This window comes from Alphaproteobacteria bacterium (assembly GCA_016722515.1).
In the GTDB taxonomy this organism is placed as follows: Bacteria; Pseudomonadota; Alphaproteobacteria; order Rickettsiales; family JADKJE01; genus JADKJE01.
Genome location: JADKJE010000009.1, coordinates 16,706 through 39,472, shown reverse-complemented (window position 1 = coordinate 39,472; position 22,767 = coordinate 16,706). Strand labels below are relative to the sequence as shown.

The 22,767-nt window shown below is 42.6% G+C and carries 21 protein-coding genes; 6 read left to right on the top strand and 15 right to left on the bottom strand.

Translation table 11 applies throughout. From position 1 onward, the window contains the following. Positions 1-104: 104 nt before the first annotated feature. From pgeF to IPP74_13855, 3 genes are read right to left on the bottom strand one after another with little or no spacing between them, the layout of a single operon-like run. Positions 105-920, bottom strand: coding sequence for a peptidoglycan editing factor PgeF (gene pgeF, locus IPP74_13865; GenBank protein ID MBL0320357.1), 816 nt, complete (start codon positions 918-920; stop codon positions 105-107). Position 921: 1 nt separating this feature from the next. Further along, positions 922-2,010 carry an SAM-dependent methyltransferase gene (locus IPP74_13860; protein MBL0320356.1) on the bottom strand — a complete coding sequence of 363 codons (1,089 nt, stop codon included), beginning with the start codon at positions 2,008-2,010 and terminating at the stop codon, positions 922-924. Further along, positions 1,985-2,779: a prolipoprotein diacylglyceryl transferase gene (locus tag IPP74_13855; GenBank protein MBL0320355.1), complete on the bottom strand. Its 795-nt coding sequence runs from the start codon at positions 2,777-2,779 to the stop codon at positions 1,985-1,987. Before IPP74_13855 ends, IPP74_13860 begins: the two co-directional genes overlap by 26 nt. Positions 2,780-2,872: 93 nt before the next feature. Here IPP74_13855 and IPP74_13850 point away from each other — a divergent pair, with 93 nt between their 5' ends. Then, on the top strand, positions 2,873-3,133 hold the full coding sequence (locus IPP74_13850) for an accessory factor UbiK family protein (protein MBL0320354.1): 261 nt from the start codon (positions 2,873-2,875) through the stop codon (positions 3,131-3,133). Continuing rightward, positions 3,130-3,966, top strand: a complete 837-nt coding sequence (locus IPP74_13845) for a pyrroline-5-carboxylate reductase (protein ID MBL0320353.1) — start codon at positions 3,130-3,132, stop codon at positions 3,964-3,966. The genes IPP74_13850 and IPP74_13845 overlap by 4 nt, the downstream gene beginning before the upstream one ends. A 12-nt stretch (positions 3,967-3,978) precedes the next feature. On the opposite strand, the gene IPP74_13840 is transcribed toward IPP74_13845, so the two are convergent. From IPP74_13840 to IPP74_13800, 9 genes are all read right to left on the bottom strand, one after another. Further along, positions 3,979-4,560, bottom strand: a complete 582-nt coding sequence (locus IPP74_13840; protein MBL0320352.1) for a hypothetical protein — start codon at positions 4,558-4,560, stop codon at positions 3,979-3,981. Between the two features lie 257 nt (positions 4,561-4,817). Further along, positions 4,818-6,251, bottom strand: a complete 1,434-nt coding sequence (der, locus tag IPP74_13835) for a ribosome biogenesis GTPase Der (protein MBL0320351.1) — start codon at positions 6,249-6,251, stop codon at positions 4,818-4,820. Between the two features lie 27 nt (positions 6,252-6,278). Then, the gene (locus tag IPP74_13830; protein MBL0320350.1) at positions 6,279-7,622 is read right to left on the bottom strand and encodes a PQQ-binding-like beta-propeller repeat protein; all 1,344 of its coding nucleotides are present in this window, start codon (positions 7,620-7,622) and stop codon (positions 6,279-6,281) included. After that, entirely contained in the window at positions 7,615-8,349 is a 735-nt protein-coding gene (locus IPP74_13825; protein ID MBL0320349.1) for a tetratricopeptide repeat protein, read from the bottom strand. Before IPP74_13825 ends, IPP74_13830 begins: the two co-directional genes overlap by 8 nt. 30 nt (positions 8,350-8,379) lie before the next feature. Continuing rightward, complete coding sequence (gene apaG, locus IPP74_13820; GenBank protein MBL0320348.1) at positions 8,380-8,772, bottom strand: Co2+/Mg2+ efflux protein ApaG; 393 nt, start codon at positions 8,770-8,772, stop codon at positions 8,380-8,382. Between the two features lie 344 nt (positions 8,773-9,116). After that, a complete protein-coding gene (gene queF, locus IPP74_13815; protein ID MBL0320347.1) occupies positions 9,117-9,587 on the bottom strand; it encodes an NADPH-dependent 7-cyano-7-deazaguanine reductase QueF in 471 nt (156 codons plus the stop codon). Between the two features lie 10 nt (positions 9,588-9,597). Beyond that, positions 9,598-10,158 carry a GNAT family N-acetyltransferase gene (locus tag IPP74_13810; protein ID MBL0320346.1) on the bottom strand — a complete coding sequence of 187 codons (561 nt, stop codon included), beginning with the start codon at positions 10,156-10,158 and terminating at the stop codon, positions 9,598-9,600. Between the two features lie 7 nt (positions 10,159-10,165). Continuing rightward, complete coding sequence (gene queC, locus IPP74_13805) at positions 10,166-10,912, bottom strand: 7-cyano-7-deazaguanine synthase QueC (GenBank protein MBL0320345.1); 747 nt, start codon at positions 10,910-10,912, stop codon at positions 10,166-10,168. Next, positions 10,912-11,589: a 7-carboxy-7-deazaguanine synthase QueE gene (locus IPP74_13800; GenBank protein MBL0320344.1), complete on the bottom strand. Its 678-nt coding sequence runs from the start codon at positions 11,587-11,589 to the stop codon at positions 10,912-10,914. Before IPP74_13800 ends, queC begins: the two co-directional genes overlap by 1 nt. Before the next feature lie 314 nt (positions 11,590-11,903). Between IPP74_13800 and IPP74_13795 the strand changes: the two genes are divergently transcribed. The 4 genes from IPP74_13795 (at position 11,904) to IPP74_13780 (ending at position 18,938) form a co-directional block, all read left to right on the top strand. Then, a complete protein-coding gene (locus IPP74_13795) occupies positions 11,904-13,520 on the top strand; it encodes a M10 family metallopeptidase C-terminal domain-containing protein (GenBank protein MBL0320343.1) in 1,617 nt (538 codons plus the stop codon). Between the two features lie 59 nt (positions 13,521-13,579). Then, on the top strand, positions 13,580-14,464 hold the full coding sequence (locus IPP74_13790; GenBank protein MBL0320342.1) for an EamA family transporter: 885 nt from the start codon (positions 13,580-13,582) through the stop codon (positions 14,462-14,464). Between the two features lies 1 nt (position 14,465). Beyond that, positions 14,466-15,245, top strand: a complete 780-nt coding sequence (locus IPP74_13785) for an N-acetylmuramoyl-L-alanine amidase (GenBank protein MBL0320341.1) — start codon at positions 14,466-14,468, stop codon at positions 15,243-15,245. Positions 15,246-15,479: 234 nt separating this feature from the next. Further along, positions 15,480-18,938: a tetratricopeptide repeat protein gene (locus IPP74_13780; GenBank protein ID MBL0320340.1), complete on the top strand. Its 3,459-nt coding sequence runs from the start codon at positions 15,480-15,482 to the stop codon at positions 18,936-18,938. A gap of 17 nt (positions 18,939-18,955) precedes the next feature. Here IPP74_13780 and IPP74_13775 read toward each other — a convergent pair whose 3' ends face one another. From IPP74_13775 to IPP74_13765, 3 genes are all read right to left on the bottom strand, one after another. Beyond that, positions 18,956-19,546, bottom strand: coding sequence for a TlpA family protein disulfide reductase (locus tag IPP74_13775; protein MBL0320339.1), 591 nt, complete (start codon positions 19,544-19,546; stop codon positions 18,956-18,958). A gap of 110 nt (positions 19,547-19,656) precedes the next feature. Beyond that, positions 19,657-20,889 carry an FAD-dependent 5-carboxymethylaminomethyl-2-thiouridine(34) oxidoreductase MnmC gene (gene mnmC / locus IPP74_13770; GenBank protein ID MBL0320338.1) on the bottom strand — a complete coding sequence of 411 codons (1,233 nt, stop codon included), beginning with the start codon at positions 20,887-20,889 and terminating at the stop codon, positions 19,657-19,659. A 61-nt stretch (positions 20,890-20,950) separates the two neighbouring features. Continuing rightward, positions 20,951-22,624 carry a tetratricopeptide repeat protein gene (locus IPP74_13765; GenBank protein ID MBL0320337.1) on the bottom strand — a complete coding sequence of 558 codons (1,674 nt, stop codon included), beginning with the start codon at positions 22,622-22,624 and terminating at the stop codon, positions 20,951-20,953. Positions 22,625-22,767 lie beyond the last annotated feature (143 nt).

Below are 22,767 nucleotides of genomic sequence, written 5' to 3'. Positions count from 1 at the left end.
GCTATAAATGTTGCTATATTTCTTCATAAAAGACAATAGTTTTTTGGTTTTATGCCGGGGAAAACGCATCTAAATTTGCGTATTGGTTAATACTATCGTAGAAACTAACCCCGTTTTAAAGCAATTGCCGAAATTAGCCGCCCATATCCTTTTTCCTGGCGGTGTGTGTTGCGGCGGTAGCTGAAGTACTCTTCATTGGCATAGGTATCAATATTAATATTGAAGATCGATGTTGTACCGCAGTCATCGAGGCGGTAGCGGACGAAGGCCGGGAGGTCGAACATAAAATGATTTTTCTTAGAGGAGTGCTTAAAAAACACATGGTAATCACTGGAAATATCCAGGAATTGATCGAGGACTTCTGGGCCCATTTCGTAGGATGCTTGATGGATACAAGGGCCGATGATAGCGCGTATATGTTCGCGTTTGGCGCCGCAGCGTATCATGGCATCAACGGTGTTTTCAAGGACGCCACTAAGGGCTCCACGCCAGCCTGCATGAGCTGCGCCGATAATCTGGCACTGCAAGTCGGCAAATAAAACGGGGGCGCAATCGGCGGTGAGGATGCCAAGGGCTTCACCTGGCACATCGGTAACCAATGCATCAGCTTCGGGAGGTTTTTCCTGTGGCCATTCATTGTCAACAATACTCACTTTACTGGAGTGGATTTGTGAAACTGAGTGAAGATGGGATTCGATTTCTGGTTCGGTCATCGAAAGTTCTTCAGGAAATACTCCCAGAGCCTGCATCACCCTAGCGCGATTGGTGATAATAGCGGAGGGATCATCACCGGACATCAGTCCACAATTAAGTTCAGCATAGATTCCCTTACTAACGCCACCCAGTCGCGAAAAGAAACCATGGACGATTGAATCGTCATGAGCAAAGTCTGGATGGCTGATAAAAGGAATACGTGGCATGTTAAAACCCTGCTAATGGTTTTTGTGACACATCGCTAAAAGCAAAGACCTTAAATAATTCGCCCATTTCGCTAGGAGAGGTCAGACGTTGATATTCTGATTGCAGACTTTCCTTTTGTTTGTCATTGGTTTGTTTTTGAAGAATTTCTAGCCGGTATTGAATACCAAGATTATGTAAGAAAGTTCCTTGGTCAATGGTTGGATAGGTTCTCATACCTAATGACTTTGCCGTTTGGGTTAATTGCGAAAAATCGACATGCGCGGTGATATCAGCATCGCCTGGGAAAAGTAGGACGTGTTGTTTTTCGTGATGGTTTACAGCTTGAAGTGTTCCTTTATAGGTCGGCGTTGTATAGCCGTAATCAATCGTTAGGGCTGCGCCTCCATGTTCAAGCAAGTGTTTAGAAATGTGTTGGATGATACTCACAGCTGCTGGACAGAATTCATAAACAGACCCTTCGGGAGCCTGTTGATGGTCGCTTGGAATAAAGGTGCAGGAAGGCGTAGAAGAAGGGGAGAGGGCAAATGCCAACGACCGTTCATGGTTAGGATGCACCGCAACCAAATGTTCGCGCCAGCCTTTGTCACTTTTAATAAATTGATGAATAGGTAAGGCATCAAAGAATTCATTGGAAATAAAAATAGCCGGTTTGGCAGGAAGGCTCTGCAGCGACGCATGCCATTGAATACGCGGATGAAAATCTTTTAGGTTGGCCTGTTGTGCTTTGGTAAGCGATGCGCTTTTTTCCACCATGTGAATGGAGATAGAATCATGAAATCCTGGAATATGTTTGGTGGCGCGGAGAATGTCCGACATCATCGTGCCTTTGCCTGGTCCAAATTCTACCAAAAGGAGATCATGATTATCTTTCATTTGTGACCAGGTATGGGCACACCATACGCCAATCATTTCACCAAACATCTGACTGATTTCCGGTGCGGTGATAAAGCTGCCGCGACGACCAATGGGATCCTTTTTGTTATAATATTCTTCAGCAACGAGTGCCATATATTGTGCAATATTCATTGCACCAAGTGTATGCACTAACGAAAATAAGGTTTCCTCAAACCGATAGCTTTTTTCGATCATATATTCCCTTTATTATAAGATATAAGCCAACCACTATCATTGGCAAGGATAGTATTTGTCCCATCGTAATAGAACCAATAATAGTGCCTAATTGTGGATCGGGCTGACGGAATGGCTCAACGGCGATACGGCATGCCGCGTAACCAAGCAGAAACACACCGCTGATAGTCCCGGGATATTCTCTTGCCCTGGTTTTATAAAACAATAATCCTAGCAAGAAGAGTAGAACGATACCTTCCAGGAATGATTCGTAGAGCTGTGAAGGATGGCGCGGTTGCAAATCGCTTCCCGGAAATATCATTGCCCAGGGTGCATTGGTAATCCGGCCATAGAGTTCAGCATTGACAAAATTAGCCAATCTTCCCAAACATAAACCAATGGGTACGACGCAGACAACTTTATCCATTAATTTAAGATAGGGAACTTTATATCGCCGGCTAAATAAATAGAGTGAGAAAATCACACCGATAGCCCCCCCATGAAAGGACATGCCACCACGCCATACTTTCAAAATTTCTAAAGGACTATGTAGATAAAAAGGCAGATTATAAAATAAGATATAGCCGATCCGTCCACCGATAATGATACCTAACAATGTATAGACCAGGATATTTTCAAACGCATCTTTGTTTAACAGCGGTTCTTTTTTATCGAGTTTAGAAAAATAATACCAACCACCAAATAATCCTATAATATAAGCCATCGCATACCAGCGAATAGCAAAAGGACCTACTTGAAGCATGATGGGATCGATGGCTGGATAGGGTATCATAAAAACCTGCTTATGGGCACACTTGCCCTCTTACGTTGAAGAGTATAAGATGATGTTAGCGGTGTTTGTATAAAAAATAAAGGGTTGAGCATGCAAGAACCAAGAAAATTAATTGATGATGTATCGCAAGTGATGGGAAGCTCGCTGGAAATATTAGCCGGCATAAAACACGATACCGAACGGATGGTCAAACACCAGTTCCAATCACTCTTATCCCAACAAGGATTGGTCACCCGTGAAGAATTTGAAGTGGTACGCGAAATGGCAGCAAAGGCACGCGAAGAAAACGAAAGGTTGCTCACACGTATTTATATGTTAGAAGAAAAAATTCGGGAAGGAAAAGGCGAGTGACTAGCGTAACATCTTTTCATCATAAAACATTGTGGCTGATTGGTTCAGGGCACATGGGTTCTGCAATTTTAGGCGGTTTGCCAGAGAGTATCTTTGAACATAACCAGTGGTTAATCGTTGATCATCATGCCCCGCAGGTAGAAAGGTGGAAGCATAAGGGAAAAACATGTGTGGCCAGTGATCTTAACGATTATCACGAACGGGGGAAGCCCGATTATGTGATTCTGGCAGTCAAACCGCAAGATTTAGGCGATGTCATTCGGTCTCTTCAGGAATGGCTGACACCTGATACCGTGCTGATCTCAATTGCAGCAGGTAAAACAATTTCCTTTATCGAGGGATGTGTTCCTTTTACGCTTCCCATTATTCGAACAATGCCAAATCTTCCTGCCCTTATTGGTAAAGGCGTAACCGTTGCTTGTGCCAATGAACAGGTTTTACCTGAACAAAAGGACATTGTTCAGCATCTGCTCCAGGCTATTGGCCATGTTTATTGGGTAGAACAGGAGACATTATTGAATGCAGTCACCGCGCTATCGGGAAGTGGCCCTGCTTATGTGTTCCATTTTACGGAGTGTTTGATTAAGGCTGGGCTAGAATTAGGATTGCCACAGGAATTAGCAACCAATCTGGCGCTTCATACCGTTGCTGGAAGCGCGGCACTCCCTGTTGAAACCAATCAGGATGTTTCAACACTTCGCGTTCAAGTGACAAGCCCTAAAGGAACAACGGAAGCCGCGTTGAATGTGCTGATGGCAGAAGATGGTCTATCCAGGCTTGTGAGCCATGCCTTGAAAGCAGCCTGTCAACGAGCAGCCGAACTTGCGCAATAAGTGACTGAATCACTAGTTACCCGCTTTCCATAAATCCATACGCATAAATTCTTTAAATGTGTCTGGATTGTGTGTGAGTTTGGTGACTTCTTTTTCATTAAGTCGAATAATATAGAAGTCGGTTAACTCATCGAGGCGGATAATTTTAGGGCTTTGCAGATCCATGCGGGCGTGAATGCCTTTTTGATAGAGTTCTTTATCGGCATTTTCGGCGATCATTTTTTCATCGAACACTAAATTAATATCCGTACCTGTGCGTGCAGGCACAATGGTACGGGGACGGTTTTTGTCCCTAAGCTCAAATTGAATTTCTTCAGCGACCATGGGATCGCCAATGAGAAGCAATAAATCATCTTCATCAAGTGTGATGGTGTATTGGCCATCATGTTCTTGATATTCTTTTTTATTGCCGTCTTTATCGGTGACAAGGAAATCGGTATAGAGCATTTCCATCGCATCTTTGGCGTATAACAAGTCATTGAAAACTAATGTAATTTGACTGTCATGTGGGCCCGTATTGACGCGCGCTTTTTGAAAAACGGCTTGAACAATTTTCTTAACTTCGTCGAACGCTTTTTTCCTGAATTTAATCATAGCATTTCCATTCCATAATAAACAAGAACCAATTGGTGTCTTTATAACTATTTATAATCTAAATTTATTTAAATATGGTTAACTTGTAATATTAATACATTAAATTTTTTACTAATATTTGGATTAAGCCAGCACAAATAGGATGTAGAACCAAAAATAGTTATTGCCTACTATAAGCAGAGTCTTGATGGATTGGCAACAAGGAATCTCACAATTTGCGTAATTCCTTATATGAAGCGTTTAACCGGGGAAATAATTTATTTCTTCTTATCGTAAGGATTCTTTGATTTACGAAAGAATACCCTAAGCGGCACACCAGGTAGGTTAAAATAATCCCGCAAATTCTGGATTAAATAACGGCTATAGCTTTTAGGGAGCTCTTCTGGCTTATTCCCGTTAATAATAAAGGTGGGTGGCCTTGTTTTGGTTTGGGTCATGAACTTCAGGCGGATGGGGCGTTTGTTGTTACCAAGAGGTGGTGGATTTTGTTCTTGTGCCTTTATCAGCCATTGATTAAGTTGATTGGTGGTAATAACACTGTTCCATAATTTATAAGTACGCAGTACCGATTTCATCAGTTTATTGGTATTATTCCCTTCAAGGGCACTGATCGGGATGATAGGCACACCTCGGACAGAAGATAAGGATAATTCAATTTTATCCTTAATGGCAGGCAACCACAAAGCGGGGTGGTCTACTAAGTCCCATTTATTGGCAGCAATGACCAAAGCACGTCCTTCCTGGATAATTCTGTCGGCAATAGTTAAATCCTGATGCTCCATGGGAGTCATGGCATCGATGAGCAAAATGACAACATGAGCAAAACGAATCGCTTCTAAAGAATCACCAACCGCAAAAAACTCAAGATCATTGGTGATTTTGGCTTTTTTACGCATACCGGCTGTATCAAAAAGTTTGATACGCGCCCCTTCAAATTCCCATTCGGTTGAAATAGCATCGCGGGTAATACCAGCTTCGGGGCCAGTCAACATCCGTTCTTCACCAAGTAATTGATTAACAAGCGTTGATTTTCCTGCGTTTGGACGGCCAACGATGGCAACTTGAATAAATGGGTTGGTATCAGGAACGATGTTCTTCGATAGATCCGCTTCTTCATCCAATGGGTCAGCATCGGATAGCTCTGTTTGGTTTACATCGTGGTCCTCAAATTCGTCCTCTTCTTCCGGCTCTTCTTGATGAATATAAGGCAATAATTCTTCCCAAAGATCCATGACGCCAGCACCATGTGCGGCAGAAAGGAAGACCACTTTTTCAAAGCCTAATGAATAAGCTTCAGTGGCTTCCCGCGCTACTTTTTCGCTCTCGCATTTATTCACAAGTAGGATGGTTGGGGTGTCTTTACGGCGCAGCCAGGAGGCAAAATATCGATCTTCGGCTGTAACACCGGCTTTTCCATCAACAACTAACAGTGCAAGGTCGGCCTGATCAATTGCACGTTCGGTTTGATTGAGCATGCGGCCTTCAAGTGTTTGTGGTGGTGCTTCTTCAAGGCCCGCGGTATCAATAACCGTAAATTCGTAAGGGCCATAAACGGCAAGCCCTTCGCGTCGGTCTCGCGTTACTCCTGGAGTGTCGGCAACAATGGCTGATTGCTTACCCGTCAGCCGGTTAAACAGGGTTGATTTGCCCACATTGGGGCGGCCTATAATAGCTACTTTAAAGCGCGTCATAAATAATAAATGGAATGAATTGAACGGTTATTTGCTGCCAAGAACGATTAATTGAGCAGAGTTAGTAATGTAGTATATTTGTTTGTTAACAACAATAGCTGATCCTTGTATACCAGAAGGAACATTATCGACATCAACGATGGTGCCATCTTTAGGTGTCAGGTACATTATTTTCCCTTGTGAGCTGATAAGCACCAGCTGATGGTTAATTAGTAATGGATTGGACCAGTAAATAAGGTCTTTTTGTTTTTTAGGGTTTGCGTATTTAGGGAGGGGTTTAACCCATTTGATAAAACCTGTGCCGGTATGAATGGCCATCAGGTTATTATTCATATCGATAACATAGATAAAATCATTAGCAACCCAAGCCATTTGATTGCTGGATAATTCTTTTTCCCAGATGCGTGCTCCAGAAGACGTATCATGCGCTGTTATTAATCCACCATGGCTGATGGTGAACAAGAAATTATCTTTGACAATCGGCGATACTGGAATATCAACAACTTGCTGCACCTTGGTTAATTGCGAACTGGTACCTGTAACGGTATCTGACCAGACTTCAACTCCATTGGATAAACGTAAAGCAAATATTTCACCCGAAGAATAAGGAACAAAAGCCAGTTCACGATCTTCATCTAGCACAATCGAAGCAGAACCAGAAACACCGAGTAATTCTTCTAAGCCACTGTGCGACCACACAATACTGCCTGTGCTGCGTTGAAGGGCAAACGATTTATTATCGGAGGATACAACAAAAACATATTTATCATTAACCGTTGGAGCTGCGCGGAAAGGCGACAATACCGATTTCTGCCAGAGTATTTTTCCATCAAGGGCATCAAGTGCAAAAATTTCACCGGTTCCAGTGGTTAAAAATAACTGGCCTTTATTGAAAGTAACGCCGCCGCCGCTATAAATGCCATGTTCTTTATTCGGTAAAAAATACTTAGACCATAACTCCTTTTCCGGATGGTCAAGGGCATGGGCGCTGACAAAGCCGCCGCTACTCAGCGAAAAAATCTTTCCATCGGCAATAATCGGTGTTGTTTGTAAAGGATATCCCCGAGAAGGAGAATGGCCTATTGACGTTTTGGTTCTCAGTTTATAACGGTCAAACCCTTCTACATCACCTTGTTTTTCTCCATCAAGCGAAATGATCGGCCACTCAGCAAGGGATGTCGGCGCAGGTAGTGTAATCTCCAGATCATTGGCACCAGCATCCTGTTGGATCGCACGTTCTTCGCTAAGAACAGAGTGGCGCTCACCTGGCAATTTTTTCTTATCATTACCGCCAAACCAGTCGGGTAATGCAGAACATGCAGGAACCAAAAGGATGATGATAAGAGAAGCAAGAATAGTGCGTTTATTCATGTAAAGAACGGGGTTTAGTTGATCCAGATATTTTTTTCTGCGGTTGAGGCGCTGCATTTAAAGAAGCAATTTGTCCTGGAAATAGCGCATTGGCAAGTTCTTCCATCCGTTGACGGATCGTTGAGGGCGTGAATGGATCATTCAGCAAGGTGCTGATAAGGGCGCGCTGGTGTTTCTCGTCGTGATGGAGAATTGCAATATTAAGCAAAGCCTCGTTTGCAGAGAAGCGAAATGGCCCATCCTGACGGGCAAGCTTTGTAAGTGTTTTTTGTGCATCGTCTTCCGAAAGCAGATGCTGGTCTAATCCTACATAAACGGCTGATAAATCGGCTAAATCGCGCAAAGCAACTGAATTGGACGAATGATCGGACACAGACTTATAAACCGCAATAGCTTCCTTTCCTTTCCCATGAGAGGCAAGTAGCTCAGCCTCTTTAAACTGCGCAAGCACTTTGGTATTCGTTGGTTGTGCGGCAAGGGTATGGAATATCTTTGCAATGTTGGGGGGATTGTTTGCTGGATCGTTTGCTTGTTGAAGTGCTTTATAAAGTCGGTCACCTTCTTGCTGGTGCTTGTTATCGAGGTAATAATTATACCCGGAATAAACCGATGTAACGACAATCGCTAGAAGTGCTAACAACAGATAAAAACGCGAACCATGTCTCCAGATTTTTAAGAATCGTTCAAATCGAAGGTCATCCTGAATTTCATCAAGTATATCTGCCATAAAATTGCATCCCGGTAATGTATAATACGTTTAGTGAGCCAAATTGTTAAAAGGCGAATCGAGTGAAAAAGGAGGTATTTGCACATCGATGGTTTGATTATCGTTGCTGTCGATCATCTCATAATCCCCAACCATGATACCAAAACCGGTGGTTAGCTGAGTGCAACTGGTATATTCGAAAGCGGCATTAGGCTCAATCACAGGTTGCTGGCCTATAACACCCGTACCAAATACTTCCTGGATGGAACCATTTGCATCATATACACGCCAATGGCGATTAAGGAGTTGAATGGGTTGTTCGCGGTTATTTTCGATTTTGACTGTATAAGCCCACGCAAAATAATCATCAGGCGGGCTGGACTCACTCTCCAGATAACGTGGAATCACGGTTACTTTGATATCATTGGAGACTTGGCTGAAAATAAACTCTCGGTTCATAGCTTCCTGAGGGGAAAAATTGAATCTTCTAAAGAGCACGCAGTATAGTCGATATCGTCTTATTTGTCGAGGGGCAATAGCTATTCTGCGAATAGGATTGTTGTGGTGCCAGTAGGGGGGGCTAAATGAAGTATAACGCCCGGGCCTGTTCTAAAGTGAAGTGCAACACCTTATGATGTTTGTTGTCAAAACAGATAATCAAAAGGATGTTGCATAGAATATCGTAAAACCAAATAAAATATGAAAATATCAAACAGCTCTATATCAACGGGATGGTCAAATCGTGAAAATGGCTACTGATCTTTATCTTCATTCAATATGTTAGGTGGTTATCTGCCTCGGCCGCCATATGCAGCAACACCTTGATCGGGGATCCAAACGCTGGCTGGCGGGGTATCGGTTTGATAGAAAATATCAATAGGGATACCTCCGCGTGGATACCAATAACCACCAATGCGGAGCCATGAGGGAGAAAGTTCGTTAATAAGTCGTTTGGCAATCATCACTGTGCAGGCCTCATGGAAGGCGCCATGATTACGGAAGGAACCCATTAATAATTTGAGTGACTTGCTTTCAACAAGCCATTGGTTAGGAATATAATCAATGACAATATGGGCAAAATCAGGTTGGCCGGTAATAGGGCACATCGAAGTGAATTCCGGGCAGGTAAAACGGACGACGTAGGGGGTGTCCGGGTGAGGATTCGGTACTTTTTCAAGAATGGCTTCTTCTGGTGATTGCGGCAGTGTTGATTGTTGACCGAGCTGAGATAAATGGGAATAAAGCGTAGTTTCCATGATCATATTCCTTCTAGGATTCTTTGACGTAGGCATACATGTAGAAATCTTTCCCCTTGCCGTGGAGATAGGCATAATGTTTAAGTAGGCCTTCACGCTTAAATCCTAATTTTTCAAGAACACGCGTTGATGCTTTGTTTTGCAGGGTAACCGTAGCTTGGACACGTTCGATCCCCATTTGGGCAATACTGAATTTGATCATTTCCTTCAGGACTTTGGTCATAATACCTTTATTCCAGTAATTGCGGGCTAGATCGTAGCTAATTTCACCGCGCTTGTGCAGCTGGCTCCAGTTATTGAAACCGCAAGTGCCGATAATGGTATTGGTTTGCTTGTCAACGATAGCCCAGTAGATACTGCGCTGATGGGTAAACAAACTAGACCAGTAACGTAGCTCATGGACAGCTCCATCGATGGATGTTGGAATATCTTCATCGGAGATAAAGCGGTTTACTTCGGGATCTGTGATATAAAAATAAAAACCAGCGGCATCTGCTTCATTGATTTCGCGCAGAATAATCTCATCGTTAACGTGAATAATGGGGAATGAATTAAACACTGGATGCGTCGTCATAATGGCCTCATGTTAAATGATGATGATGGTGATGGTGATGGTAAAGTGCTGGATCGGATATGCCTGCGTCATTAAATCCCTGTAAGCGTAATGTGCAGCTATCGCAGGTGCCGCATGCGATGCCATCAGGAAGTGGATCATAGCAGCTTAATGTGTTGGCATAATTGACCCCCAGCTGTAATCCAAGCTGGATGATTTCGGATTTTGTCTTCTGAATGAGTGGAGCATGAATATGGAAATTAGATTGCTCGACACCAGCTTTGGTTGCCAGATTAGCAAGGGTTTGAAATGCTTCGATAAAGGCGGGACGACAATCGGGATAACCGCTATAATCAACGGCATTGACGCCGATAAAAATATCATGGGCACCAATGACTTCGGCATATGCCAATGCGTAGGAAAGAAATACGGTATTACGGGCAGGGACATACGTTATAGGAATATGGCCAATGGTTCCAATTTCCTGATTTTTGGGAACATGAATATCCAGATCGGTTAATGCGGAACCACCAAATAAACCTAAGTCAATGGTGGCAATGCGGTGCTCAATGACACCGGCCTGCGCTTTAATCACTTTACCGGCAAATTCAAGTTCTACCGCATGGCGTTGCCCATATTGAAAACTGAGGGCATAGAGGTCATAGCCTTGATGGTTGGCAATGGCCAACGTGGTAGCTGAATCCAGCCCGCCGCTTACAAGGACGATAGCTTTAGTACGGGTAGAGGGAGTAACAGTAACCGCTGTATGTGACATTAGGCGATCCCAATAATTTTATGAATTTGCAGCGATAGGCGGTAGCCTTGAGTAAGCGCCAGATGTTTGGCGTGGTCAAGATTTGCTTTGTTTTTTTGGGGGTTACCTTCATCCATCGGCTGTACGTAGGTGGGAATCGCCCATTCATATTGGCCGATATCGGCGACATCTTGATAGAGCGGATGATGGGCAGAAATAATAAATTTAACGCCAGAAAGTCTGCGTAGCAAGTCAGGACGGATAGGCTGATAGCCGCTTCCTGTATTCTTTGGAGAGCAGATAATATGAACGTGGCGGTGAATGGCGCGAAAGAGGGTGCCGTTGGTTTCCACCTGAACTTCAAAGCCACCATCAATAAGGGCTTGGCATAATGCTTCAATCGGCTGCCTAAAGGGTTCTCCTCCGGTAATAACCACCAGAGTCCTTATGCGTTCCTTTGCGTCGTTACAGGATAGTTGTTGTACCGAAGCTAAGATGTCATCCAGTGGCTGGGGATGGAATGATTCAAATTCGGTATCACAAAAATCGCAGGAAAGGTTGCAGCCGCCTAAGCGGATAAAAACAGCCGGATGTCCGGCAAAGGGACCTTCACCCTGAAGCGTAGGAAATATCTCCTGGATATCTAATGTGAGGCCATCACCTAAAAGGGGAGGGCGTTTTGGGTTCTGACCATGCATAGGCTGTATTGTGTCTATAAGAAAATTAATGATGGGCTGCTTCAAATATCCCTGCGATTATAGACGATATTAGCCTTAAGTGCTACTAAAATGAGGCTATAACAATGATATATGTAATATATATTAAAAATATTATAAGTAATTAATATTTTTGATAAATAAATTAGTTTATATAAATAAATTTAATGGCTTGTGTATAATAAAAGTGTATTTTTTTGTGTTTGTTTTCAAAATATAGCGATGTTTATTTAATAATTTTTTATCCATCTACCTTAGATTTATATGTATAGCTTCATATAATATTAGGGGTAATTATGGTGGGTGGTACTATATATATTTCTAGTTGCGGCTGCCCTGCTTGTCAGGCGCTTCATCAGCAGCTTTATCAAGGGCAGGCAAATACCAAGACAGCAATCGGTAATACGGAGGCTCACCAGCCAAGTCACTCGTTAGGAATTGAGTCGATATTTACGATTGACCAACCTAATTATGTTAAATCCCTTATGTTAGGCTATTCATGGACCAGTACTGTTAATCAAAGTACGGTTATAACGTATAGTTTTGCGGGTCCAAGTTATTATGCGGCTACAACCTATGGAGCAACGACTATGTCTGGTTCGTTGCAGGCATTGGCGGCGCAGACCTTATCCATTTGGTCACATTATGCCAATGTGACCTTTCAACTTGATAATTCTAATGGGGGAGCTAATGCCGATATCCATTTCAGTCAGGCCGATTTACCGGGGTGGGCAGGCCTTACTCTTCCGTTTACCAGTGGTCAGACCTATAATAGTGCGGATGTGATTATTGATACCGGCCAATCGGGCAGTTATTTAAATTTTACGTCTCTGCACGAGCTTGGCCATGCCCTTGGTTTATCGCATCCATTTTCCGGTACGTTTACCTTGCCTACGAACATGGATAATTATAATAATACCATTATGTCGTATACCCAGGGAAACCAGGCTAATTATTCGCATTTACCTGTGACACCGATGATTTATGATATTGCCGCTATTCAGCATCTTTATGGAGTCAATACCAGTTATCATAGTGGCAGCGATAGCTATGGTTCTGAAGGCGCCAATCTCAGTGGCGGTTCCATGACCATATGGGATGGTGGAGGGAATGACACCATTGATTCCAGCTGGTATAGCGGAAATGTGTCAATTGATTTAAGGGAAGGGGAATCTAACTACAGCACCATTAATCAATTTTTCATTTGGAATGCTTTTGGCGCCAATATTGAAAATGCTAATACCGGTATGGGTAGTGATACGATTAATGGTAATAGTCTAAATAATGTGGTTACGTCTGGAAGCGGGGATGACAGCATTTACGGTTATGATGGGAATGATAGCCTGCAAGGGAATGCGGGCAATGATTTGCTTCAGGGTGGAACGGGGAATGACCAGTTAGAAGGTGGTAAAGGCAATGACACCCTGAATGGCAATGAAGGAGCTGACAATATTTTTGGCAATAATGATAATGATAGCATAACAGGTGATGATGGAAACGATATTATCTATGGTGGAACTGGCAATGATACAATTAATGGAAACGCCGCAACAGACTCTATTTATGGTGAAGACGGTGATGATTTTCTCCGTGGTGGAAAGGATAATGACACGATCATTGGCGGTACCGGAAACGATACAATTTACGGAGATGCAGGCAATGACTTGTTAACGGGTGGTACTGGAGCGGATCGTTTTTATTTTGATGCTCAATCCGGTGCCGATACGATTGCTGATTTTCAATCCGGTCAAGACGCCATTTATATGGTTGCATCTGTTTATTCTTCAGTTAACGATGTGTTAGCGCATACCTCTTATAGTGGTGGGAATGCTTTTGTTGATTTAGGGGCTGGTAATAGTATCAGTCTCATTGGTATTAGTTCGTTACTAAGTAGCGATATTCATATCATCTAACGAGCATTGTGGTATAAGACTTAGCGTGAAGATAAATGTTTGATTGAAACAGGAATAGAATGCAACCGAAGGACGTGCTTATTGCACTATTGGTTATTATATTGTGGAGCCTTAATTTCGTGGCTTCCAAGATCGCGCTTGAGCATTTTCCTGTATTTTTCCTGGTTTTTCTTAGGATGTTATCTACATCCGTTGTTCTTGTGCCCTTTCTGAGAAGTTTTAAGAAATTAAGAATTTCATGGGTGTTGCTGATGGGGATTTCGTTTACCTGGGCAACGCTGCATATTAGTGCGCTGTTTTTGGCGTTGCATATGGGGCTTGATGTTTCTGCTGCCATTATGATTGACCAGTTGCGTGTCCCGTTTGTCGTGATACTGGGATTGTTTATTTTTAAAGACACAATTGGCTTTAAAACATTTTCTGGGATATTATTATCGTTGATCGGAACTGCTTTCATTGCGGGTACACCAAGCCTGCATGGTAATTATATCCCTTTTATATTGATGGTTGCTAGCTCATTTGCCTGGGCGCTATATAATATCCAGCTCAAGTTTACCCATAATTTAAAAGTCCTCTATTTCTTAGCGTGGGTAACGCTTTTTGGTCTTATCCAGGCAACGCCTTTAACATTTCTTGTTGAAGAACACCATTGGGATATCCTGCTATCGGCTAAACCGATCCACTACACCGCCGTTTTTTATTCAGGTGTAATCAATACTGTTATTGGCAATGGTTTATGGTATAAGCTGTTAAAGAAATATTCGGTTAATCAGGTCGTACCTTATTCGTTGTTAGTACCCTTTTTTGGGACCTTGGCTGCGGTGATTGTGTTAGGAGAAGTATTGACATGGCAAATTGTGGCGGGTGGGGTCTTGACGGTTGCGGGAGTTACGATCATTATGATGCGTAGGCCAAGGCTTTTGGTAAGTGGAAAGGAAGAATAGGATGGACTCAAAACTGGATATCAAATACAGACCTTCCCCCAATTTTAGCAGTCGCCCCGATGGTGGAGATATTGATATGGTTGTTCTCCATTATACCGGTATGCGTACGGGGGAAGATGCGTTAGAACGGCTTTGTGATAAAGAATCTGAAGTCAGTTCCCATTACCTTATTGCAGAAGATGGAACGATCTATCAACTGGTGCAGGATGATAAACGTGCTTGGCATGCTGGTCAGAGTGCGTGGCGCGGTAAAGATCAATGTAATAACCGGTCAATCGGTATTGAGATCGTAAATCCAGGGCATGAATGGGGATATCGCCCTTTTCCTGCTGCACAAATGCAGTCAGTGCTTCGGCTATGTAAAGAATTGATTCGAAAATATGCTATATCGGCCCGCAATATTGTTGGGCATTCTGATATCGCTCCAACGCGTAAGCAAGATCCTGGAGAGCTTTTCCCGTGGGAATGGTTGGCGGAAAATGGCGTAGGTTTATGGGTTGCTCCTGATTATACCAAAGATATGGTCTTATTAACGCGCGGTGATGAAGGTGAAAATGTAGAATTAATTCAAAAAGCCCTCGCTTATTATGGTTATAGCATAGAGTGCAGTGGGAAGTATGATTTAGACACTGCCTTGATCGTCACCACCTTTAAGCGCCATTTTTGTCCGGAACGGGTGAATGATAAATGGGATGGTACAGCGGCTAAAAGCCTGCTGCGACTGATTAAAATGACCCAGGAAATCGTGGGCCTTGAAACTCCAGTTGAGTTTAGGTCGTAGCCCTCAATACCCGTATGTTTAGAAGCGAATTAGAAATAGCGTATATTCAGCTCTTATGCCCCTTGCGCTTCAAGCGCAAGGGTATATAGAGAATGCATACTTGATAATGATTTTCCGACCACGGCTGTGGTTCTAGACGAATGTACTCAGCAGATTTACGTTTTTTATATGGGCGTCATAATATTGCAACGATATTAACATACTATTAATTTATTTATAATTTTCGACCATATTATGAAGATAGATAATTTGTTAATAGGAACGGATGTTTCCTCCGAAGCTATATTTAAACTAGTCAACTGGCTTATACCTCCCCATTTTACACAGCGTAATACGGATCATCCTTTCACCCGCTTGGCTATCCCTAAAGAGGATCTTTTTATGGGGTATGAACGATATATAAATGAATTGGAAAGGCTTGAAGCAATCATTTCTAGCCGTGCAGCATCGCCTAAACTTAAAACAGAAAAAATGAATGAAATGAGGCTGCTCTTAGATCAATTTTCTACGACCGTAGCGGTTAAGAGTAGTAAGGAACATGGTGGAATAAATAGTTATAACTATGGGGACATTAGAATCGTTACATGCAAGGTAATTGAAATCTATTTTCAAACACAGCTGGTGTTTTTTCTTGAAAAAGAGAATGCTATTGAATTCATGGAAGCTCAGATACAGTCTATGTTTGTGATTATGGGTCAAACGGATCATTCTGATGCGCTCCAAAAAACAACCCAATTATTAGTGGGTAACCTGTTTTTTAACCTTGGGCAGCTGTATCGGAAAAAGGGCAATGTCCGTAGAGCTCTTGCTGCGCTGGAAAATTGTTTTGAACATGCCCGGGATATTCCTAATTATCGTCAGGCTAGAGATAGTGCTTTAGAATTAGCCAATCTCTATCTGTCAATGGCAGATACGAGCCATAAAACAATGATGAAGGCAGCTCAATATCTAGAAGAGCATTTAAAATACAGTGCTGGCTTACCAGATACACGTGCCTATATGATCGGCCAAGCAGAAGCGGCTTTCTTAGATGGAAATCAACGTGTTGGAACCTGCAGCGTAGGACAATGTACGGTGGTGACTGTCCGATGTATGGATGTGCGTTATCAGAATCGTTCATTGATTTTTCATAAAGATGATACCATGGAGCCGAATGCGATTAAGAGCCTTTTGCATCAGCTACCCAAAGACACACCGTGGCAAGTGGGAATTTATGGCTCATCAAGTGTGTATCCAGAGGTTTCTTATAGAAATTTATGTGAAGTATTGGGGGTATTGCGTGAATATCCTAATGTTATCATTGATCGGGCGTCTATCTGGGATAAATCGTCACCACATGCTTTCATTTATGATGCTCAGACTGGAGAGGTGACACAGGGGTGGGCAGCCAGACCACGTAGTGATTTAGACTGTGCAATGAGTTCTGTGCTTAACCCCGTCACAATGCTGGATGATCAGCCGTCATTGACCCATTTTCATGTTGCCTATAATTTAATAGGAATTGATACCGAAAAGGAAGCTCCCGCTAATCAACGTTACCTATCCATTTGCACATTGCTGACCTATGCAGCTGATTTGGACAAATATAAATCAAATGAAGATTTTAATCATCAATACCGCGAAAAGGTTCATCAAAATAATGATTTAAGATATGCAAGAAAATACAAGGAGGAATGTGGTGTTGCCAAATTATGTCGGCAGACACAGAAAGTGCTTTTTAAAAAAATAGGTGAATGTGTAACAGCATATATACCTGACAAAACGGATTACATGAATCATTGTCAGGAATTGCTAAATAATATACTTCATTTCAATGTGTGTATTGGACGTGATGCAGAAAAAATAAATCAGTTATTTTTTGATTTCTTGATGAATGGTGGTGTCTATCTTGAAAATAATCAATTAAAGATAAATGAAACATTAAGGCCTAAATATCCTGGGCCTACTTATTTTCATGCTATGGCAAATAATGATGTTTCTAATGATGCTGAAATGACAGAAATAGATGAGCAGCAAAATAGTCAATCTGAGCCGTTTTGGATTCTTCCAATCGATTATCGTACTCAATTGAATGCATTTTTGCAGGAAATGGATGATAAGGGCAGCGAAATATCAGCCCTTGGTTACGCTAAAGATACGATTGAATTAAACCTGTTATTTGAAAAGACAAAAGAAATTCTTAATGATCCTACCGCCAGTAATCTATTGAATGCTATGAAGGATATGATGGTCAATGGATCAATGACGCTCCTAGAAAAGGAGTATGCCTCATTAGCGTATGGTTATTGTCGGGCTTTGTTCGAACACATGATGGGGGATGATGAGTCGGGCACGCTACTTACGATAGTGATCGATACATTAAACACAGCAAAGAGAACGAATCAATTAACACCCCCAGAACAGATGCTCATCAATCATCTGCTTATGTTAAGCTATCGTTTTTTGGGAGAAATATATTATTCTCAATCGAGTGATTCAAGGGATGGATCCATATTCGATAAGTTGGAAAATGACCCCCGAGCGTTGTTTCATAAAGCAGCTTTTTGTGCGTCTGAAAACAAAAATTATCTGGAACTTAAACGTATTTATAAACAAATTTCAGAAACCTATAGGAATGATGAGGACCCAGATCTTAATGATTCCTATAAAGTAGCGTATTATAAATATCAATCCAAGCATCCTAGTTGGGCTATACTGGACCAAGGAGCTTATGAGATATTTGAAGGTGAAGCTTCCTTATTAAACGGTTCGCAACGGATTGGAACGCGAGATATTGGCAGATCTTGTTTTGTGACCATTCGCTGTACAAATCCAATATATGACAATCTTTCGCTCGTATTTAATAAAACAAAAGAATTTTCCTTTCCTGCTATTCAAACACTGCTAGAGTATTTACCCCAAGATTCGGGATGGGATGTTGGGATATACAGCGCTCCTTTGCCAAATCACTCAACATATGGGTTGGAGATGGATATAAATACAAGAGAGGTCATCACCATTTTAAAGCAGATGAACAGGAATCCTATGCGCTTGCATCTTAACCTCACCATGCCCTGTAATGAAGGGATAACTTATGATGCAGCCAGTGGAAACTGCACGAGGGTAATACCTGGAATTGCCAGGCCAGATGGTTGTATGGGGAGATTAAATACACTCAATGAGCAGCGCTTATCGCTGAAGCAAGGAAGATATAAACAATTTCACATAGCGTATGATTTACGTAATCATGCCCCTTCATTGCTGGTAAAACCGTATTTGCGCCAAACGGTACTGGAAGAAATACATTCCTTGTTTGAGTGTGCAGAAAATTTTGCGGCCATTATGCAGGGTAATATGGATCACTTCTTATCGCTTGCTGTCCAGACCAAATTGTGTAAAGAAACCTTCAGCGCTGTTAAAGAGGCGTTAGCTACGCAATTAAAAACAGTCTTTAACGAAGGTTCTGAAAGGAATAAATTATTATATCGTGAAAGCGAGGACATATTAATAAAAAATATGTTGGAATCCGGCGTGATCTTTCGTATCGGGAAAGCTCCAGTAGAGCATAATCAAGCCTTCTTTGCGATGGTTAAGGAGATGAAATTTTGTGTACATTCAACTGGGCATGTTACGATGAAGCATGATTATTTCAAGAGATTCGCCCAAAAACAGAATGTGCAATTGCCAAATGCCGTGTCTTCGCCACGGTTGTGAGGTGAAGGGTTCATTGTTTAGTTTTTAGGTTTATGCTCGCTAAATGGAAATAAATAATCCGTTACTTCTTTGCTGTTCCATTCATATGCACCTTCGACACGGCCAATTTCTTTGCCTCTTGGGCCGATGATAATCGTAGTCGGTAGGTTTTTAACGCCCAATGCAGCGAAGGCTGCATTGCTTTTATCAAACAAAATGGGGAGTGAGCTGATTCTGCGGGAATTATAAAAATTCTTTACAGGCTCAACCCCTTTAAAATCGAGTGAAATAGGCACGACGGTTATCCCTTGTTGATCAATATCACCAATGGCAGCCATTTCTCTCATTTTATGTTCAAGCGCATCCAGGCTTGGCAATTCGTGTATACAAGGAGGGCACCAGGTGGCCCAGAAGTGAAGCAGTACAATTTTGCCGCGCAGTTCCTTGAGATTATGAGGTTTGCCTAGTGCATCGTAAATGGTGATTTCTGGAACCGGTTGGTGGCTGCCTTCCTGAACAACGTCTTTAAAGGGTTGCGGGTGCATATCCACCACTTTGATGGCATAGGCAGGAAACGACAATAACGATAAACCACATCCAACAAGCACCAATAACATTCTGAACGACACGGGAACCTCCTGCAGTTTTTAAGTATATATATCATTCCCGAATGTGGCTGTGAAAGCAACAGCTTTTACGTTTTTGCCGATGCTTGATTTTAGGGGAATGACAGGCTGTATTAAGACGGTGTTTGTTTTCTATTCTTAATAGAGAGCGATTTTTGGAGGTCTCGGATAATAAAACGGGCTGGATGCAGAAGAGACAGTATGTCGGTAGAAACAGGTAAAGGTGAATTGGTTATTTCGGCGGCAATGAGTGATCCCAATAAGGGTGCATGTGTTAAGCCGCGTGACCCAAGGCCGACATTGATATAAAGTCCCGGTTCTGTTTGGGCTGGCTGGTACAACGAAAAATTTTTACCGTGGCGCAGGTCGTGATAAGCGTGTTGATAAAAGGCAAAGTCAGGAATGGGGCCTGCGCACGGCCTCCGATCTGGAAGGGTGGTACGGAAATTAACGCGTCCCTTGGCAGGAGCACTTCTGTCTCTATCAAAACGAAGTTGCGTTGCGCCAAAAATTGATTCAATCATAAAATGATGCTCTTCTATATCTAGATTTAAATCGTATTGATGGTCTGCATTAAAGCTAGCACCTGCCACATGAACGCCATGGATGGCGGGAATCAGATAGTCATCGAAAATAAGTGGTACGCGTAAAGCACGGCTGGAAGGGGTTTCTTCAAGATAGGCGAGTTGTCCACGAATAATACGAAATGGCAACCATGAGGTAAGCGGAAATTGTCTCGCTTCTGTGCCATTAGCAATGACTAAGGCCGGAGCTTTAGCCAGGCAAGAGCCCGAACGGTCGTACACATGCCAAAGACCATCCATCCGCTTTATGCTTAATGCTTTGCTGTGCGTAAGCAGGGTTAGATAGGGAGCAGAAAGACAGAGGTACAGCTTACAGAGATTTTGTGGTTGAAGATACATGCTCCCAGGAAAAAAGAGCCCCGCATGATCGATGGTTATCCCCGCAATTTCTGAAGCTTCAAATGGATTAACATGGTAAGCCAGTGAGTTAGAAACCCAGGAGGGAAGGGTAGATTTTCGTCTCGAAAAACTGGTTGATAATTGAAGGGCACCACAATGGGGGTCGCCTATTGAGAAAGAAAAATTCTCAGACACTGTATGATAGTGAGAAATGGCATATTCATAGCTTTGACGATAATAAGCCGAAAGCGGGTCACTTTCTGGCAGTATAAGTGGCATGACGATGCCAGCCATATTGCCGGAAGCTTCCTGTGCAACATCAGAATGTTGTTCAAGTACCGTGCTCCGACAGCCATAGTGTGCAAGGTGATAGGCCGTACTTAAGCCAGCGATTCCACCGCCAATGATAATCACATCATTCATCGCATCGTGTTTAGGATAAATGAACCAGGGTTTACAGATGGGGGGCATGGAACAGAAATGACTAGCTGTGGTCTTCTAACGCTTTGATATCTGGCTGGTTTAGGTGTTTTTTGATGGTGTCTTCATCTTCTTTCTCAGGTTTTAACTCTAAAGCCTGGCGCCATTTGTACAGTGCTTCATGCTTGCGTCCTAGCGCATCATAAATGCTGGCGAGATGATCAAGTAACACAGGGTCATCAGGGGTGATTTCTATCGCGCGTTCTAGGTAAGGAAGTGCATCATCATACCGCTTAAGCGTATAAAGGGCCCAACCCATACTATCGATAATATGGGCATCATTGGGTTTTGCCTGGAGCGCTTTGCTAATCATGGCTAATGCTTCATCCAGATTTTGGTTACGCAAGACCTGGCTATAACCTAAAAAATTAAGTATTTCAGGTTCGTCTGGCAATTGTTTTTTGAGGTCGGTAAGGATAGTAAAGGCCTTATCCCACTCGTTGGATTTTTGATAGGAAAAAGCCAGTGCATAGCTGACAGGCCATGATTGTTCAATAGGTGTGTCACTGCCCATAGTCTTAAGGGCCGATTGATAATTTTCAATTGCTTTGTTGTAATCTTTTTTCTCAAAATAAAAATCACCTAAAACCAGATGAGGGGTTGAAAATTGTGGATACTTAACCGTGAGTGAGAGCAGCAATTTCGTCGCATCAAAATCCTGGTTTAACTTGATGAGGCACCGAGCTTGGTTAATGGCTGAAGGATAATAATAACCGCTGGCTTCGGGAATGTCTCTGAATTGCTCAAGGGCTTCCTGGCATAAATCCTGATCCTGATGAATCAGGCCAATCATCAATTTGGGTTCGTCGTGGGTGGGATCCAGTGTTTTAGCAAGATAGGAGTACGCCATAGATTCATGCAGCATGCCCTTGCTGTAAAGTGCGGACACAATTTCCAGCAGTGAAGATGAAAGCCCCTGGCTTGGTGTTGTAAGTACAGGAGAAGGAGCTTTTAAAGAGCCTTTTTGCAGGCGCTGTATTTCCCTCTCAACCGAAAAATTTTCAGACGCTCCTTTTTTAGCAAAAAGCTGGTACATCTGAATGGCAAGATCTTTATTCGCATGGCGCTCAAAAGCATTGGCTGCGATGCGGGTGATGCGGTAGGAGACGATATCAGCTTGGAGTAATGATTGATAATGCTGTACTGCTTCAGGTAAGTGCCCTTCGACATCGTCAATCAACCCGATGTAATAATCGGCAGGAAGCGTAAAGACTCCTGAACTGGCAAGTTGTTTTAAGATAGTCTTCGCTTTCTCATCTTCATGAAGGCCAACATGGGCCCACACGGCAGTGAGATAGGCGGCCAACTGATGGATGTTGGTAATTTTTTCATTGGTTTTTAACATCGGTTCAATATATCCGAGCGCATCTTGATAATGCTGATTCTTAACATTCATAATGGCAACCAGCAGTCGTGGCGCAAGGTTGTCGGAATTTTTTTCAATGAGGGTTGTGCCTAATTGGTTTGCATCGTCTAACTGCCCAGATAGCCATTTAAGTTGGAAAGCCTCCATCAGAAGGCCATCTAATTCAGGTGCATATCGATAACTTTCTAACATGTGTGCAGCAGAAAGTGTCAGTAATTTTTCCTTAAACGCATGTTTACTGGCAAGAAAATCTCCGGCAAAACTTTTAGGAGTGTCGTTTTGAGTCAGATGGATAGCCTGACGATGTGGCATGCCACCTAGCTGCTTTTTGATAAGCAGAATTCCACCACCAAAAAGACAAATAAATAAAAGGAGAGCAAGCAGTGTTCTGATGCGAGGAGTTTTCATGTGTTACGTATGTATGAATGAACAAATAATTGATTTTTCAGTCTACA